Below are 16,573 nucleotides of genomic sequence, written 5' to 3'. Positions count from 1 at the left end.
AACCGGCGGCTAGAGCGGCTGTACCCGGCCCATGTCGGGCCGCGCCAGCCAGGCGTCGAACTCGTCGGCCAGTTGCTGGCTGGCCCCGGCGGCGGCGGTCCAGGCGGCGGCGCGCGCGTCGTGGTCGTTGCGGAAATGCACGAAATCCTGCCGGTCGGGCAGCTTGCCGCGCGGCAGCGTCGCAATCCAGGCCGGGTCGGGCGCCAGCACCATCATGCGGTCGAGGAAGCCGGTCGGTCGGTGGCGCCAGCGCAGCGCCTTGTCGAGCCAGCCGGGCACGACCGCGCGCTGGAAGTGCGGATACAGCACCAGGCCCTGCGGGCCGGTGTCGTACTGCAGGTGCAGGTGGTAGTCGGTGATGCCGCCGTCCCAGTAGGCGCCCGGCGGTGCGCCGGGGATCTCGGCGACGGCGCGCAGCGCGAACGGGATCGAGCAGCTGGCCTGCAGCGCGGGATGGAAGTTGGCCGCGTCCAGCGGTACCCGGCGGGTGGGGAAGTCGCCGGTGCCGAACGGCAGGCCGCCCTCCCCGGCCGAGAACACCACCCGCTCGATCCATGCGCCCAGCGCGCGGCGGTGCGCCAGGTTGGACACGAACGCACCCAGGTAGCCGGCCGGCGTGGCCCAGCGGTGCTCGCGCGTCAGCAGCATCCGGCCGCGCGCCGCCAGCACGTGCAGCCGGTAGCGGGGATGCGCCAGCAGCGCGGGCACCCGCCCGTCGTAGAAGCTGTGCAGGCTGGCCGCGAACTGCGCGCTGACGTCGTCGGCCAGCGGCCGGCCGCGGCCGGCGGGAAAGTCGTAGCGCTGGCCGATGTAGTCGCGCTCCAGCCGCGCGAAGCCGGCGACCGGGTCGGGCAGGCAGGCGGTCGCCATGCGCCAGGCGCCGATGGATGCGCCCACCAGGGCGACCGGCTGGCCGCTCTTCGGCAGCCAGTCGCCGAACAGGTACCGGTCGAGCCGCCCGAGGACCAGCCCCTTCGGCCCGCCCGCCGCTGCGGGAATCACCTGCACGTCCGACGGCTGCAGGCCGTGGCGCTCCAGGTGCCGGCGCGCCGCGGAGCCGGCGTAGATCCGCAATGCCTGCATCGGGTGGTGGCGCCGGCCGGTCAGGAGAACGGACCGGCCTCGAACCGGCTGGTCCAGTCGATCGGGTCCTGCTGCAGCACCGCGTCGATGTCCAGGTCCAGCGCCAGGCCGACCACGTCCGGGAAGGTGACGGCCAGTTCCTTGTCGTCGAGCTGGGACTCGCGGGCCCGGGCGCGCCAGGTGGCGAGGTGGATCACGCCGGCCAGCGGTTCGTAGACCTCGTTCTCGAAAGGCGCCTGCTGGTGCTGCAGCGCGTCGACGATCTGCTGCGGAAACTGCCAGGCGCGGGCCAGGCCGGCGCCGACCTCGGCATAGCTGTAGCCGAAGAGCCGGTGCTCCAGCCGGGCGCGGCGCAGGTCGAGCACCGGCAGGGTCGTGTTGACGTGGGCCATCTGCTCGGGCATGCCCATGTGCATCACCAGTTCGCCCACCGCGTGGATCAGGCCGGAGGTGAAGGCGGTGCCCTGGTTCAGGTGCACCACGCCGCCGAGGGAGCGCGAGATCTTCGCCACGTCGAGGCTGTAGCGCCAGAACTGCTGCATGCTGATGCCGGGCACCGCGCGGAAGGCGCCGCTGATCGAAGCGGCAGTCACCAGGGAGCGCACATGCGTCAGCCCCAGGATAGCCAGCGCTTCCGACACGCCGCCGATGCGCTGCGACAGCTGGAAGAACGCCGAATTGGCCAGCTGCAGCACCCGCGCGGTGAGGCCCGGATCGGTGTTGATCAGCTGACTGACCTTGCGCAGGTCGGGCTCCTCGCGGTCCAGCTCGCTCATCAGCAGGGCCACCACCCGCGGGATGCTGGGCAGCGCGGTGGGGGTGGCAAGCAGCTTGTTCAACTCCATGGAATGCAGTCTTGTCTCTAGTTGCGGATGCCCGGTGGACTACCGGCCCCGTCGAAACGCAGGCAGAACGCTCGCTTGCATTATGTTACTTCTGGGATCCGCGCGGCTGCAGCCTGGCGAAGGCCGAGGCCATCGCGCCGGCCGCGGCCGGCTCCGGGGCGCGGCGCGCCTGGCCGCCGCGGGGCGGCGCCTCGTAGCGGTTGTCGCGGGCGCGGCGGTCGTCGCCGCCGCGCTGGGCGGGCGGCGCGTCGAGCTTCATCGACAGCGCGATCCGCTTGCGGGCCACGTCCACCTCGACCACCCGCACCCGCACGATGTCGCCGGTCTTGACCACCTCGCGCGCGTCGTTGACGAACTTGTGGCTCAGCTGGCTGACGTGCACCAGCCCGTCCTGGTGCACCCCCAGGTCGACGAAGGCGCCGAACTGGGCGACGTTGCTCACCGTGCCCTCCAGCACCATCCCCTCGCGCAGGTCGGCGATGTCCTCCACCCCGTCGTTGAAGCGGGCCACCTTGAAATCGGGCCGCGGGTCGCGCCCCGGCTTCTCCAGCTCGCCCAGGATGTCCCGGACAGTGATGACGCCGAAGCGCTCGTTGGCGAAGAGCTCGGGCTTGAGCGTCTTGAGCATGTCGGCACGCCCCATGACGGCCGCCACCGGCTGCTGCACCCGGGCGATGATCTGCTCGACCACCGGGTAGGTCTCCGGGTGCACCCCGGTCATGTCGAGCGGGTTGTCGCCGCCGCGGATGCGCAGGAAGCCGGCGCTCTGCTCGAATGTCTTGGCGCCCAGGCCGGTCACCGCCAGCAACTGCTGCCGATTGCGGAACGCGCCGTTGCTCTCGCGCCATCGCACCACCGATTTCGCGACCGTGCCCGACAGGCCCGAGACGCGCGCCAGCAGCGGCGCACTGGCGGTGTTGAGGTCGACGCCCACCGCGTTCACGCAGTCCTCCACCACCGCCTCCAGCGTGCGGGCCAGCTCGCTCTGGTTGACGTCGTGCTGGTACTGGCCCACGCCGATGCTCTTCGGGTCGATCTTCACCAGTTCGGCCAGCGGGTCCTGCAGCCGGCGGGCGATGCTGGCGGCGCCGCGCAGGCTCACGTCGACGTCGGGCATTTCCTGGCTGGCGAACTCGCTGGCGGAGTAGACCGAGGCACCGGCCTCGCTCACTACTACTTTTTCGATAGCAAGAGGTCGGCTCTCCGCGCCGGCTGCAGCCCCTTTCGACAGCAACTTGATCAGGTCGGCGGCCAGCTTGTCGGTTTCGCGGCTGGCGGTGCCGTTGCCGATGGCGATCAGGTTCACGCCGTGCTTCTCGCACAGGCGGCCCAGGGTGTGGAGCGAGCCGTCCCAGTCCTTGCGCGGCTCGTGCGGATAGACGGTGGCCGTCTCGACCAGCTTGCCGGTGGCGTCCACCACCGCCACCTTCACTCCGGTGCGGATACCCGGGTCCAGTCCCATCACCGTGCGGGGGCCGGCGGGCGCGGCCAGCAGCAGGTCGCGCAGGTTGTCGGCGAAGACCTTGATCGCGACCTTCTCGGCGTCTTCCCGCAGCCGGGTGAACAGGTCGCGCTCGGTCGACAGGCCCAGCTTCACCCGCCAGGTCCAGCCGATGCACTTGCGCAGCAGGTCGTCGCAGGCCCTGCCGGCGTGGCTCCAGCCCAGGTGCAGGGCGATGCGGCCTTCGGCGAGCGTCGGCACGGCCGAGGCACGGGTGCCGGCGGCCGGGGCCGCGGCGCCGGGCGCTTCGGGCTGCACCAGCTTCACCTCGAGGATTTCGAGCGCCCGGCCACGGAAGACGGCCAGCGCGCGGTGCGAGGGCACCCGGCCGATCGGCTCGTCGTAGTCGAAATAGTCGCGGAATTTGGCCACGTCGGGGTCGTTCTCGTTCTTGGCATCGACCTTCTTGCTCTGCAGCAGGCCTTCGGCCCAGAGCCATTCGCGCAGGCGCTGCACCAGCACCGCGTCTTCGGCCCAGCGCTCCGACAGGATGTCGCGCACGCCGTCGAGCACCGCGGGCACGGTGGAGAAATCGGCACCGGGCTTGCCGTCGTCGAGCACCTCGGGCGGCCGGGTGAAGGCGGCTGCCTCCGCGGCCGGGTCGAGCGTCGGATCGGCGAAGAGCCGGTCGGCCAGCGGCTCGATGCCGAACTCGCGGGCGATTTGGCCCTTGGTGCGGCGCTTCTGCTTGAAGGGCAGGTACAGGTCTTCCAGTTCCTGCTTGGTGGGCGCGGCGGCGATCGCGGCGCGCAATGCGTCGGTCAGCTTGCCCTGCTCGTCGATCGCCTTTAGCACGGCGGCGCGCCGGTCTTCGAGTTCGCGCAGGTAGGACAGGCGGGCCTCGATCTCGCGCATCTGGATATCGTCCAGGCCGCCGGTGGCCTCCTTGCGGTAGCGGGCGATGAAGGGCACGGTGGCGCCGCCGTCGAGCAGTTCGACGGCGGTGCGCACCTGCTGCTCGGTCACGCGGACTTCGGAGGCGATCTGGCGGAGGATGTTCAGCATGTCTCGGCGCGCGGCCCCGGGAGGGCCGGCGGGTGGGAGGTGGGCGAAAGCGGGCGAGTGTGCCATATGCTCCCGGCTCACCGGCAGCGCGCCGGGCTTGCTATACAAAAAGTAGCTGGGGGCCGGCGACAGTCAACGGCTGCAGGCACTTTTTATACCGAAATTTCGACGGCAGGGCTGCGGGTATTTACCCGGTTGCACCACCCGCCGTCCCCCGAAAGGACGATTCTCATGGTCGAACAGGGCGGCGAACTCGCCAAGGCGGTGGTGGTGCTGGCGGCGGGCGTCGTGGCCGTGCCGCTGTTCAAGCGCCTGGGCCTGGGCTCGGTGCTGGGCTACCTGGCGGCAGGGCTGGCCGTCGGCCCGTTCGGCCTGGGCTTCTTCAGCGAGGCGCAGACGATCCTGCACATCGCCGAGCTGGGCGTGGTGATGTTCCTCTTCGTGATCGGGCTGGAGATGCAGCCTTCGCGCCTCTGGAACCTGCGGCGCCAGATCTTCGGCCTGGGCGTGGCGCAGGTGGCCGTCTGCGGCGCGCTGCTGACGGCGGCGGGCGTGGCGGTGGGCTTCGACACGCCGGTCGCCTTCGTCGCCGCGATGGGCTTCGTGCTGTCGTCCACCGCCATCGTGATGCAGATGCTCGACGAGCGCGGCGACACCTCCACCCCGCGCGGCCAGCGGATCGTGTCGGTGCTGCTGCTGGAGGACCTGGCCATCGTGCCGCTGCTGGCGGCGGTCGCGCTGCTGGCGCCCCAGGTGCCGGGTGCCGAGACCGGCTCGCGCTGGGTGCAGGTGGGCGTCGGGCTGGTCGCGATCGTGGGGCTGGTGGCGGTGAGCCGCTTCCTGCTCAACCCGTTCTTCCGGGTGCTGTCCCGGGCCCGGGCGCGCGAGGTGATGACCGCCGCCGCGCTGCTGGTGGTGCTGGGCGCGGCGCTGGCGATGCAGTGGGGCGGCCTGTCGATGGCGATGGGCGCCTTCGCCGCCGGGGTGATGCTGTCGGAATCGACTTTCCGCCACCAGCTGGAGGCCGACATCGAGCCGTTCCGCGGCATCCTGCTGGGCCTCTTCTTCATGGGGGTGGGCATGTCGCTCGACCTGCGGCTGGTGGCGGCCGACTGGCCGCTGCTGCTGGCGGCCGTCGTGGCGACGATGCTGATCAAGGGCGCGGGCATCTTCCTGGTCGCCCGGCTCACCCGGGCCCACGGCGCCGAGGCGCTGGAGCGGGCGGTGCTGATGGCCCAGGGCGGCGAGTTCGCCTTCGTGCTGTATTCGGCCGGCGCCACCGCTGGGCTGATCGCCGCGCCCACCCATGCGCTGCTGACGGCGGCGGTGATCCTCTCGATGGGCCTCACGCCGCTGGCCGCCTTCGCGCTGCGCCGCTGGCAGCGCAACGCGCCGATCGTGCCCGACATGCACGACGTGCAGGCGGCGGCCGACATCCCCGGCAGCGGCCACGGCGCGGCGGGCGGGGTGCTGATCATCGGCTTCGGCCGCTTCGGCCAGATCGCCAGCCAGGCGCTGCTGGCGCGCGGCATACCGGTGACGATCATCGAGCGCGACACCGACCAGATCCGCAACGCGGCCAAGTTCGGCTTCCACGCCTTCTACGGCGACGGCACCCGGATGGACGTGCTGCGCGCCGCCGGCGCCGGCCACGCCCGGGCGATCCTGGTCTGCACCGACGACCGGGCCGCGACCACGCTGATCGTCGAAGAGGCGAAGAAGACCTTTCCGCTGATCCCGCTGCTGGCCCGCGCCTACGACCGGCAGCACGCGATCGACCTGGTGCGCCACGGCGTCGACTTCCAGCTGCGCGAGACCTTCGAATCGGCCCTGCTGTTCAGCAACGCCGCGCTGCGCCAGGTGGGCGTGCCCGAGCGCGACATCGAGGAGATCGCCGAGGACATCCGCCGCCGCGACCTGGAACGCCTGCAGCTGCAGATGGCCGGCGGCATCGCCCAGGGCCGCGACCTGCTGCACGGCAACCGCTGGACGGCGACGCCGCTGACCAAGCCCAAGCGCACCGGACAGGCGCTCAACGACGAAGCGGCGGCGGCGATCGGGGCGGCTGGCGACGGCCCGGCCGCGGTGCAATCCTCGAACTAGCCACGCCCGTCCTTCCCGACGGTCGCGTTCGGTCCACGAGCGCGGTTCACGTATGAAAAGTGGCTTTTGCCGGCGCAGGGCGACGGCCTACAGCTATGGATTTCATAGCACCCTCACAGCGGATACCCCACCCACACCCGGGTGCCGAAACCGGGCTCGGCGAATACCTCGAACCGGGCACCGATCTGCTGCGCCCGCCGCCGCATGCCGGCAAGCCCCTTGCCGGCACCGGTCGCGCGGTCCCCGCCGCTGCCGTCGTCGCGCACCTCCAGCACCATCACCGACTCGGCGGTCCGGCGGCAGAGCGTGACCGCGACATGGGTGGCGCCCGAATGGCGCATCACGTTGGTGAGCGATTCCTGCGCGATCCGCAGCAGTTCCTTGGCATGCTCCGCGGGCAGGGTGCCCCAGGCATCGGCATCCTCCACGTTCCACTGCATGGCGATGCCCAGCCGGTCCAGCGATGGCTGGATCCGGTAGCGCAGGCGGGCCAGCGACAGCACCAGCGATTCGCCGTCGTCGTGGAAGCTGTCGACGACGATTCGCAGCTCGAGAAGGCACTCCTCCAGCGCTGCGGCCATCGCCTGCTGGCCCGGCAACGTGCGGTCCTGCCGGGCGATCAGGCCGGTCAGGTGGGAGCCGATGCTGTCGTGCAGTTCCTGCGCGATGCGTTGCCGTTCGTGGGCCACGGCGCGCTGCAGCCGGGCCTGGGCCGCATCGGAAAGCGTGTCGCCTTCGCCCTGCGGAGGGCCTTGCGGCTCGGGCAGCACAGGCCCGCTCAGCATCCAGGCGCAGAGCACCAGGCCCAGGTAGGCGGTGTCGAGCAGCACGATGTCGAGCGCCTGCCGGTAGGGAAGCCATGCGGCATGCAGCAGCAGGGCCGCGCCGACGACGCAGGTCGCGGCCCAGCCCCAGGGCTTTCGCGGAGGATGGTGTCGCAGCACCTGCGCGCATCGCAACGGCGGCAGCAGCGCTGCCGTGGTCAGCGCCGCCAGCCATGCGGCACCCGCCGCGGTCGTCGCATGGACGAGCCATACGGCGGTGGCCAGCACCGCTGTGGCCGCTGCGACCCAACCAACCGTGGTCCAGCGCGGCCCCGGCGCGACCGGGCCGGCCATGATGCCGAAGCAGGTCAGCGCCAGCACCGCCGCGCAGCAGCTGACCGCGTTCAGGTTGCGCGGGGTGAAAAGGCCCGCCGTCTCCCAGGGCCACAGATCGGCCGCCAGGTCGAGCGTCCAGGCCAGGCAGAGCCCGGCGAAAGCCCGGTCGCGCGGACTGCGCCGCCGGCGACCGGCGAGCAGCATCGCCATCGCCATGCACAGGGGTATCACCAGCGCGACGATCAGCAGGGGGGAGTTACCCACGTTCAGGCCGCTCGACAACACATTCGGACATCCACCGCCACCCCGGTCGGTTACAACAATCCGCGCGCTCCGGCATAGCTCACGGCCTGGGCCCGGGTCTTGACCCGCAGCTTGCGGTAGATGTTCTTCACATGGGAATTGACCGTCTGCGCGCTGATCTGCAGCCGGCCACCCACCTCGGCGCTGGTGTGGCCGGAGGCCACCAGCTTCAGCACCTCGCGTTCGCGATCGGAGAGCTTTTCGCGCTCGGCCGGCGCGGGCGCGCTGCGCGCGCCGCCGTTCGATTTCTCGAAGCGCATCAGCAATCGGCGCGCCAGCTGCGGCGTGATCGAGGCGCCGCCGTTGACCACCTGCAGCACCGCCTGGGCGAAGCTGCCGAACCACGAACTCTTCACCAGGAAGCCTGTGGCGCCCAGCTCGAACGCCTGCAGCACCCGCTGCTCGTCCTCCATGCTCGAGATGACGATCGCCTCGATGCCGGGGCGCAGCGCCTTGGCATGCTCGATCAGCTCCAGGCCCGAGCCGTCGCCGAGGTTCAGGTCGACCAGCAGCACGTCGAACGCCTGCATGCCGACCAGCCGCCGGCCCTCGCGGAAGCTGCCCGCCTGGCCGACCACCTGGATCCGAAGGTCGGCCATCAGGTCGCGCACCACGGTGTTGCGGATGTGGGCGTCGTCGTCCACCAGCAGCACCCGGATCGGGTTGGCCTCCTGCCCGCGAAAGAACTCGGGCCATGTCGGCACGGCGGCTGCCGGCAGCCGGAACGGCAGTCCTTCGCTGTCGCGCATGTGGCGGTGGGTGGCGCTCGATCCGTCGCGGAGCGAGGCCGCGCGGTGGTCGTCGATCGATGGCAGTTGCATGGTGCGCCCCTCTTCGTTGTGTCGGGGTGTATTAGCGGACAGCGGCAAGTAAATGTGTACAGGGTGTCCGCTTGTAAACAATCAATGTTTCGAAAGTTGCAACTGCTTACTGACCAGAAATAGCAATGGGTTTATTTGATCCGGGTTAATTTCTTAGGCAATGGAATCGTGGCATGGCGATGCCGGATGGGTAGGTCGGGGTAACGATACCGGCCTGCAACCGGCTACCTCCTACAGGCGATTGGCGCTGCGGCCTCCACTGCAGACACTGCATCCAGGCAAGGAAAGAACGGCTTCCCGAAGGGGGCGGTTCCCACCGAGCCCCTGCCTCCGGGCCGTCCGCCGGCAGCCACCACCGTCTGAAGGAATCGTCATGAAGAACCTCGCCGTATTCGCTCTCTGCTCGATCGCCACCGCCGCCATGGCCGTTCAGCCGACCTCGCCCGGCTCGATCACCATCGCCGCGGGCGCCACCTCGCTCCAGACCGCGAGCCTGACCAACGTCAATGTGACCAACAAGTCGAACGCCAACAACACGGCGATGCAGAACCTGGCCAGCAACGCCGGCACGATCGAGATCAAGGGCAATTCCAGGCAGAACGTCACCACCGCCAGCAGCGGATCCCTGCAGAACGAGTCGGCCGGCCGCGGCGACTTCGCCAACCAGAACGTCTCGAGCAATGCCGGCCGCGTGACCGTGTTCCAGGGCGCGTACTCCGAGCAGACCACCGGCCTGCGCGATACGAACGTGACCAACAAGGCGCAGGGCGGCGATGCGACCGCGCTGCAGAACCTGGCCAGCAACAACGGCGACGGCATCGAGATCAAGGGCACCTCGAAGCAAAACGTCTGGTCGGCATCGTCGACCGTGACCAACCTGGCCAGCGGCAACGGTGCCATGGCGACGCAGAACCTGTCGTCCAACTTCGGCAGGGTGCTGATCGCCGGCTACTCCGAGCAGACCACCGCGCTGCAGAACGCGTCGATCAGCAACGCAGCCAACGGCGCACGCAGCCACGCCATCCAGAACATCGCCTCCAACGATGCCTGCGACGAGCCGCGCGATCCTTGCCCGACCTGCCATTGATCCGACCTCGCTGCGATTCGCCTGATTGCAGCGCAGCGCGCCGGCCACGGCCCGGCGCCTGCCTGCACCCCTTGATCCGGAGGCCACCATGCACCCGACGTTCCGTCTTTCGGCAGCCGCGCTCCTCGCGGCCTGCTGCGCAGGCCCGGCAATTGCGCAATCCGTCCAGATAGCGCCGGGCGAAGACCCGGTCGTGCTCGAGCGCAAGGTCTTCGTCCAGGGCCTGCCGACCGCCGCCGCCGCACGCTCGGGCTACATGAGCCCGTCGAGCGACATGCCCGCCTGGCAGAAGGCCAAGGTGGCCCGCTACGAGGCCAAGGCCTTCTCGGGCGACACCACCGGCATCCTGACCGACAAGGACGTGATCAACACCGCCACGGCCGACGGCTTCAAGACCACCTGCACCCAGACCATCGGCGCCCTGCCGACGACGACCACCACGGTGGGTGCCAACGGCAAGACCACGCAGCAGGTGGTGGTGCTGCGGGGCGACCTGGTGAACATCTGCAACTGACGCCGTCGCCGACGGCGACTCCGTGCCCCGGGGCCTGCCGCCTGCGGGGCCCGCGGCCGTGCGCCCTCGCCTTCTCCCACGAACCGCACCAGGATCCCACCATGCGCCCCCACCCCGCCCAGCACCCGTCCGCAGCCTCCCGCGCCGCGGCACCCGCCGGCCTGCGGCTGGGCGTGCCGACCGCCCTGGCGGCGGCGCTGTTCCTGGCAGGCTGCGCGACGCCGCTCGACGCGCGCAAGGACGCCGCCTTCCAGAGCTACGCGCCCACCTACGACCGGCCGGTGGTGCGGCCCAACCGGGCGCTCTCCAGCTTCTCGGACTCGCTGCTGTGCATGGACTACATGCTCCGCGAGGCCCAACTGCCGACCACCCTGATCGCCAGCAAGCAGATCCCCGATTTCTCCAGCCGGGTGCCGGTGGCGACCAAGGACATGGTGATCACCGCGCTCTCGCAGATGTCGCGCCTGAGCAATGCGTTCCGGGTGGTGGACTACGAAGTCGACATCGCCCGGCAGGACACGGTGCAGAACCTGACCACCATCCTGCTCAACAACAACCAGATGCAGCTGCAGCGCCCGGCGCTCTACATCTCGGGCGCCATCTCGTACGTGGAGCAGAACGTCGTCAGCAACCGCAGCGACGTCGGCACCTCGGGCTCGCGCCTCGACACCGGCCTGAGCCAGAGCCGCAACGGCACCATCATCGGCCTGGAGATGCACCTGGGCGACTTCCGCACCCGCACCCTGATCCCCGGGCTGGATTCGGCCAACGAGGTGGTGATCGGCGGCGCGGGCCAGGGCCTGGACCTGGCCGGCCGCATCGGCAGCTACGGCGTCACCTTCAACGTGGGCCGCGACTACACCCAGGGCGCTGGCGCCGCCACCCGCACCCTGGTCGACCTGGCGACGATCGAGCTGATCGGCAAATGGGCCAGGGTGCCCTACTGGCAGTGCCTGACGCTCGACCAGACCCACCCCGGATTCCAGCGCCAGATGCGCGAGTGGTTCGACGAGAGCGGCGCGCAGGGCCAGTCGGCCCTGGTGCAGAACGCCTTCGCCCGCCAGGGCTACCTGCCGGTGCAGCCCGCGCCGCTGCCGGCCAACGCCGCGCCGCTGCGCGCCGCCGTCGCACGGTTCCAGGCCGACAAGGGCATCGCCGTCACCGGCGTGATCGACTTCGCCACCTACGAGCGGGCGCTGCGCAACTTCGTCGGCCTGACCAGCCAGGGCACGCTCGACCGGATCGGCTGGAACGCCGGCGGAATGGTCTCCATGCCCGCCGGCCACAAGGACGAGGACGGACCGCCGGTCGTCGATATCGGCGACCCGACGCCGCCGGTCACGCCGGCCGTCACCACCGTCAACCTGCAGATCGAGAATCCGCAACCCGCCGGCGAACGGCCGGCCTTCACCGAGGGCGAGCAGGTGTTCCTCTCGGCCACCGTGTCGCGGGCCTCGTTCCTGTACTGCTACTTCGTCGACTCCGGCGGCACGGTGATGCGGCTGATGCCCAACGCCGCCAACCCCAACGCGATGGTGCCGGCCAACCTGGCGATCCGCATCCCCGACTGGATGAGCCCCAACACCGCCTTCATCATGGACGCCGGCAAGCCGGGCACCGAGGCCGTCGCCTGCTTCGCGATGGACCGCAACCCGGCGGGCCGGCTGTCCGCCGAGCTGCAGGGGCCTGCGCTGAAGGCGATGCCCGGGTTCGCGTCGCTCGACGACGTGGAACGGGCCTTCGGCCAGAGCATGGGCAGCGACGGCGTGGTCCGCGGCGGCCTGCAGTGGCAGGTGAGCGCCAGGCGCGCCGACGCCGCTGCGCCGCCGGCCGCACCCGTCGCCGCGACCCGCTGAACGCCGGCACCCTAATGCGCACCACGGAAGCGCCCGCGATGCAAACGTACGGCGCGACATCCCTCGCCGCCCCGATCCGGGCGGCAGCGACCGCCCAGTGCCGGACGCCGGGCCGCCGGTTCGGCGCGGCCTGTCTGGCGGCAATGGCATGCTGGGCCCTGGGGGCCGCCCACGCGCTGACCGCGGCGCCGGCCCCGGCCGGCATGCAACCCGGCCGGGTCGACCTGGCGCCGCTCGGCAACGGCTCGGCAACGGCGCCGCCGCCGCTGCGCTCCACCGCGCCGCTGTCGCCCGACCCGATCCGGCCGCCGGACGCGGTGGGCCCGGCGGCGCTGCGCATCGCGGAGCCGGCCTCGACCGCCAACGTCGCCGAGCTGGCACGGCTGCGGGCATCCGCCACCCAGCGGGCCCGCCGCGGCAGCGCCGCCGAGAAGGCTTCCGCACGCGCGTCCTGGCTGCTCGGCCTGGCCTACCTGCACGGCAAGGGCGTGGCGACCGACCCGGCGCAGGCACGCAGCTGGTTCGAGCGCGCCGTCGACCTGGGCGATCCGCTGGCGCCGGCCGGCATGGCCTGGTGCGCGATCGACGGCTGCGAAGGCCCGGCCGACCCGGCCGCGGCCCGGCCCTGGATCGCCCGGCTCGGCCGCGACCAGCGGGCCCTGGCGCTGTACCTGGAATGGCTGGCGCAGAACGGCGTCGCGCCGGTGCAGGTCGCGGCGTCGCCGCTCCCGGGCCAGGGGCCGCCGCCCGACCGCACGCCGCACCGCGAGACCCTGGTCCGCGCTGCACAGGCAGGAAGCGTCGCCGCGTCGATCGAGCTGGGCATCGAAGATGTCGCGGCGGGGCGCACCACGGAAGCACTGGCGCGGTTCCGCGCCGCAGCACCGCGGTCGGAGGCGGCGGCGGCCAATGCCGAGTGGATGTCGCGCCGCGAAGCGGCAGCGGTCCGCACGCAGGGCCGCCAGGGCCCCGAGGGCTGGCTGGCCGCTGCCCGGCGCTACCACCGCGGCGCCGGCGTACCCGCCAATTTCGCGGAGGCGATACGGCTCTACCAGCTGGCGGCGTCGGAAGGCAGTCCGGAAGCCCGCCGCATGCTGGGCCTGATCTACTCGCGGCCGGCCGCCAACGGGCAGATCGACATCGCCTGGATGCGGCAACTGGCGGACGTGGACGTGGCGGGTGCCATGCCCCAGCTGGGCGCGCCTTCCAGCGTGCCGCAGCTGCAGCGGGATCCGACACCGCTTTACGAGTATCTCCCGGCGAATTTTCGGAAATAACGACAGTCGGTATGTCAAAAGACAGTGCTGAGTACCATGTTGCATCCAAGATTCCGACGAGCGGTTTCAATCGCTAGGTTTCTCCCGCTTGCGTTGGTGGAGAATCGCGCCCTGTGTTGGAGGATGTAATAGGCAGCCGCAAACCGCGCAAACGCCGTACAGTGCGCCGACCATGGCGGGCAGGCCTTATCGGGCCCGATCCGCAGAAGTCAACGAAGTCCGGCTCCAGGCGTTATCTGACCTGCGTTCGGCATCGAGGCCAACACCCGAGGGAATTCACCATTCCACTGCCGCAAGGCCCTTTCGAATCTATGTTTCCAGCAGCATGCTGTGCTTGCCTCCAGTCCAGAAGTTTCTCCGTGGCCCATGCCCCGGGCGATGTGAACGGTGTGCATGCATCTGAATTTGTTTCTGATGCGTATATTTGCAAATAACCTTAACGTTCGCCGAGATGCCCGCTGTTCCGCCCACCGCTCCTTTTTCAGCCCCGGACCCGTCACCGCACCATATTGATCACTGCACAGCTTTCGTCGGCACCCTCCTGGTAGCCAGCGGAAACCGTGCATCGGTGGCCGAAGCGTTGAAGCATGTCGCGGGGCCCTTCATGGTCTTCGACGACCGTACCGGCCGCTGTCTCGATCTCGACAGCGTCGAAGATCTCGCACCCCAACCGGAGCCCGCAGACTCGTCGTCGAAGGAGACCGTCTGCGCTCCGCCACCCCGCCCGCGCGGCCGTCCCCGTCTCGGGGTGGTGGCCCGCGAGGTGACCTTGCTGCCCGAACATTGGGAATGGCTGTCGCGCCAGCCCGGGGGCGCCTCGGTCGCGATCCGCCGGTTGGTGGTGGAAGCGCGCCAGAGCTACGCCCAGGAAGACGGCGCGCGTGCCGGCCAGGAGGTGGCCTACCGCTTCGTGTCCGCCATCGCAGGCAACCTGCCCGGTTACGAGGATGCGCTGCGGGCCCTGTTCGTGGGCGATCGCAAGCGTTTCGACATGTCGACCAGCGCCTGGCCGGAAGATGTCCGGGACTATGCGCGGGCCCGGGCTTCCGGCGCGTGGGCCGAGGCGCTGACGCCGTAACCTGCTATTATTTTCGCAGCACGCAGCCGTCGATCCGCAAGGACGACGGCTGTTTTCTTTCATGAGTCAAAAACCATCGCGGCGTGCCGCGACCGGGCCCCGCCTATCAGCCGGCCCGCAGCGCCGCCTTCAGGTCGCGGCCCAGTTCCGGCTTGTGCGAGAACGGATCGCTCGGATTGCGGCCCTGCAACACGTCCTCCATGCGCGTCTGCACCGAGGCCAGGGCCTGCGGATGGCTGAAGATGTAGAAGCTGTCGGCCGCCACCGCGTCGAACACCTTCTGCGCCACCTCGGCCGCCGTCACCCGGCCGCTGCCGACCGCCTTGTCGCTCATCGCCTGGCCGATGCGCTGGCTGTGCGTGGGTGCGGCCGCCGCGGCGTCGCCCGGCCGGTTGCGGTGGCTCTGGCTGATGCCGGTCGGCACGAAGAACGGGCACAGCAGGCTGGCCGAGACCTGGTCGCTGACCAGGCGCAGGTCCTGGTAGAGGGTTTCGGTCAGGCTCACCACCGCATGCTTGCTGACGTTGTAGATGCCCATGTTGGGCGGTGCCAGCAGCCCGGCCATGCTGGCGGTGTTGACGATGTGGCCGCGGTATGCCGGATCGGCCTTGGCGGCGGCCAGCATCATCGGCGTGAAGAGCCGCACCCCGTGCACCACGCCCCAGAGGTTGACGCCCAGCACCCACTGCCAGTCGGCCACCGAGTTTTCCCAGACCAGGCCGCCCGCGCCGACGCCCGCGTTGTTGAAGACGAAGTGCGGCGCGCCGAAACGGTCCTGCACCGCCGCCGCCAGCGCCTCCATCTGCACGGCATCGGACACGTCGACCCGGCGCGCCAGCACCTGCGCACCGGCGGCCTCCATCTCGGCCCGCGCCCGGTCGAGCGCATCCTGCTGCACGTCGACCAGCACCAGCTGCATGCCGCGCGCCGCGGCGATGCGGGCGCACTCCAGCCCGAAACCCGATCCGGCGCCGGTCAGCACCGCCGTCTTGCCGCGGAAGTCTTCGATCATCTTGTCGTCTCCTGTTTTTATCGAAAGCCTCGAAAAGGAACCGCCGGCTCAGGCGGCCTTGCGCAGCACGTAGCCGATGCGCGGGAAATGCACGTGCACCGTGCCGGCCCGCGCGTCCTCGCGACGCAGCGTGTAGTGCATGCGGGTGGCCGCGACCAGTTCGCCCTGCGTCGTCTCGGGGCCGAAGGTCTCGGCCGCCACGGTGACCTGGGTGCCGAGCGCGATGCCGTGCTCGTCCTGGAACACCTCGCCCTCCACCGGCAGCGGCGTTGCGGCCGCGGCCCGGGCTATCGCTTCGGCCGCGTCCAGCGGCGCCATGCTGCCGTGGCCGAGCATGGCGACCCGGTCCATCCAGTCGACCACCGCCGGCGTCAGGTCGAAGATGCCGGCCACCGCCGGCACCCGGGTGCGGGTGAACCACAGCGGATGGTAGGCCGCGAAGTCGGCGATGCTGGGCACCGCGCCCAGCAGGAACGGCCGGTCGTCCAGCATGTCGGACAGGCGCCGCAGGTAGGACTTGTACGCCGCCGCGGCGTCGGCCGGGCGCAGCCGGGTCATGCCGGTGCCCGACATCGCCGCCCGGTCGGCGGCGAAGGCCTTGGCCACCTCGGGCGGCGCCTTGGCGAACATCTGCTCGGCGCCCTTGGGCTGCAGGTTCCAGGCCATCGCGGCCCAGAACAGCGTGCTGTCGGCCCATTGCGCCAGGGTGCGGGCGATGCCCTTCTCGGGCTCGGGATAGAGCGTGGGCGCGGGCGCCCGGTGCTCCAGGACATCGCAGATCAGCGCGGTGTCGCAGTAGATGTCGGCGCCGATCTGCAGCACCGGCGTGCGGCGGTATCCGCCGGTGAGCGCGGTCAGGTCCGGCTTGGGCGCGATGGCCGGGATCAGCACCGAGTGCCAGGGCAGCTGCTTGTAGCCGAGCACCAGGCGCACTTTTTCGGAGAACGGCGAGGTGGGGTAGTGGTGCAGGATCAGGTCGGGCATCGTG

General features: G+C 70.5%; 13 protein-coding genes. 6 read left to right on the top strand and 7 right to left on the bottom strand.

Annotated features, from left to right (window positions below; all coding sequences use genetic code 11):
* Positions 1–9: 9 nt before the first annotated feature.
* From ASE76_RS10035 to ASE76_RS10025, 3 genes are all read right to left on the bottom strand, one after another.
* Positions 10–1,083 (bottom strand): hypothetical protein, encoded by a 1,074-nt coding sequence (locus ASE76_RS10035; protein ID WP_055838502.1) that lies wholly within the window; start codon positions 1,081–1,083, stop codon positions 10–12.
* 20 nt (positions 1,084–1,103) lie between these two features.
* Positions 1,104–1,928 carry an HDOD domain-containing protein gene (locus ASE76_RS10030; protein WP_055838499.1) on the bottom strand — a complete coding sequence of 275 codons (825 nt, stop codon included), beginning with the start codon at positions 1,926–1,928 and terminating at the stop codon, positions 1,104–1,106.
* An 85-nt stretch (positions 1,929–2,013) separates the two neighbouring features.
* On the bottom strand, positions 2,014–4,434 hold the full coding sequence (locus ASE76_RS10025) for a Tex family protein (protein WP_055838496.1): 2,421 nt from the start codon (positions 4,432–4,434) through the stop codon (positions 2,014–2,016).
* 231 nt (positions 4,435–4,665) lie between these two features.
* On the opposite strand from ASE76_RS10025, the gene ASE76_RS10020 reads away from it, so the two are divergent.
* The gene (locus ASE76_RS10020; RefSeq protein WP_055838491.1) at positions 4,666–6,537 is read left to right on the top strand and encodes a monovalent cation:proton antiporter-2 (CPA2) family protein; all 1,872 of its coding nucleotides are present in this window, start codon (positions 4,666–4,668) and stop codon (positions 6,535–6,537) included.
* A gap of 113 nt (positions 6,538–6,650) precedes the next feature.
* On the opposite strand, the gene ASE76_RS10015 is transcribed toward ASE76_RS10020, so the two are convergent.
* Both ASE76_RS10015 and ASE76_RS10010 read right to left on the bottom strand, forming a co-directional pair.
* Positions 6,651–7,901 (bottom strand): sensor histidine kinase, encoded by a 1,251-nt coding sequence (locus tag ASE76_RS10015; RefSeq protein ID WP_156362640.1) that lies wholly within the window; start codon positions 7,899–7,901, stop codon positions 6,651–6,653.
* 50 nt (positions 7,902–7,951) lie between these two features.
* Positions 7,952–8,689 (bottom strand): response regulator transcription factor, encoded by a 738-nt coding sequence (locus ASE76_RS10010; protein ID WP_082448361.1) that lies wholly within the window; start codon positions 8,687–8,689, stop codon positions 7,952–7,954.
* 445 nt (positions 8,690–9,134) lie between these two features.
* On the opposite strand from ASE76_RS10010, the gene ASE76_RS10005 reads away from it, so the two are divergent.
* The 5 genes from ASE76_RS10005 to ASE76_RS09985 all read left to right on the top strand — a co-directional run bounded on the left by ASE76_RS10005 (position 9,135) and on the right by ASE76_RS09985 (position 14,573).
* On the top strand, positions 9,135–9,848 hold the full coding sequence (locus ASE76_RS10005) for a hypothetical protein (RefSeq protein ID WP_055838485.1): 714 nt from the start codon (positions 9,135–9,137) through the stop codon (positions 9,846–9,848).
* Positions 9,849–9,936: 88 nt separating this feature from the next.
* A complete protein-coding gene (locus ASE76_RS10000; RefSeq protein WP_055838484.1) occupies positions 9,937–10,362 on the top strand; it encodes a hypothetical protein in 426 nt (141 codons plus the stop codon).
* A gap of 101 nt (positions 10,363–10,463) precedes the next feature.
* Positions 10,464–12,218, top strand: a complete 1,755-nt coding sequence (locus ASE76_RS09995; protein WP_082448282.1) for a DUF4384 domain-containing protein — start codon at positions 10,464–10,466, stop codon at positions 12,216–12,218.
* Between the two features lie 143 nt (positions 12,219–12,361).
* Positions 12,362–13,495 carry an SEL1-like repeat protein gene (locus ASE76_RS09990; RefSeq protein ID WP_055838481.1) on the top strand — a complete coding sequence of 378 codons (1,134 nt, stop codon included), beginning with the start codon at positions 12,362–12,364 and terminating at the stop codon, positions 13,493–13,495.
* Positions 13,496–13,946: 451 nt separating this feature from the next.
* On the top strand, positions 13,947–14,573 hold the full coding sequence (locus ASE76_RS09985) for a DUF2239 family protein (protein ID WP_082448357.1): 627 nt from the start codon (positions 13,947–13,949) through the stop codon (positions 14,571–14,573).
* Positions 14,574–14,679: 106 nt separating this feature from the next.
* Here the strand turns inward: ASE76_RS09985 and ASE76_RS09980 are convergent, their stop codons facing one another.
* Positions 14,680–15,585: an SDR family oxidoreductase gene (locus ASE76_RS09980; RefSeq protein ID WP_055838478.1), complete on the bottom strand. Its 906-nt coding sequence runs from the start codon at positions 15,583–15,585 to the stop codon at positions 14,680–14,682.
* 48 nt (positions 15,586–15,633) lie between these two features.
* Positions 15,634–16,569, bottom strand: a complete 936-nt coding sequence (locus ASE76_RS09975) for a glutathione S-transferase family protein (protein ID WP_055838475.1) — start codon at positions 16,567–16,569, stop codon at positions 15,634–15,636.
* Positions 16,570–16,573 lie beyond the last annotated feature (4 nt).

Origin of the sequence: Xylophilus sp. Leaf220 (assembly GCF_001421705.1) — a bacterium.
In the GTDB taxonomy this organism is placed as follows: Bacteria; Pseudomonadota; Gammaproteobacteria; order Burkholderiales; family Burkholderiaceae_C; genus Xylophilus.
The sequence above is the reverse complement of the archived record's forward strand: the minus strand, read 5'-3'. Positions and strand labels throughout refer to the sequence as shown.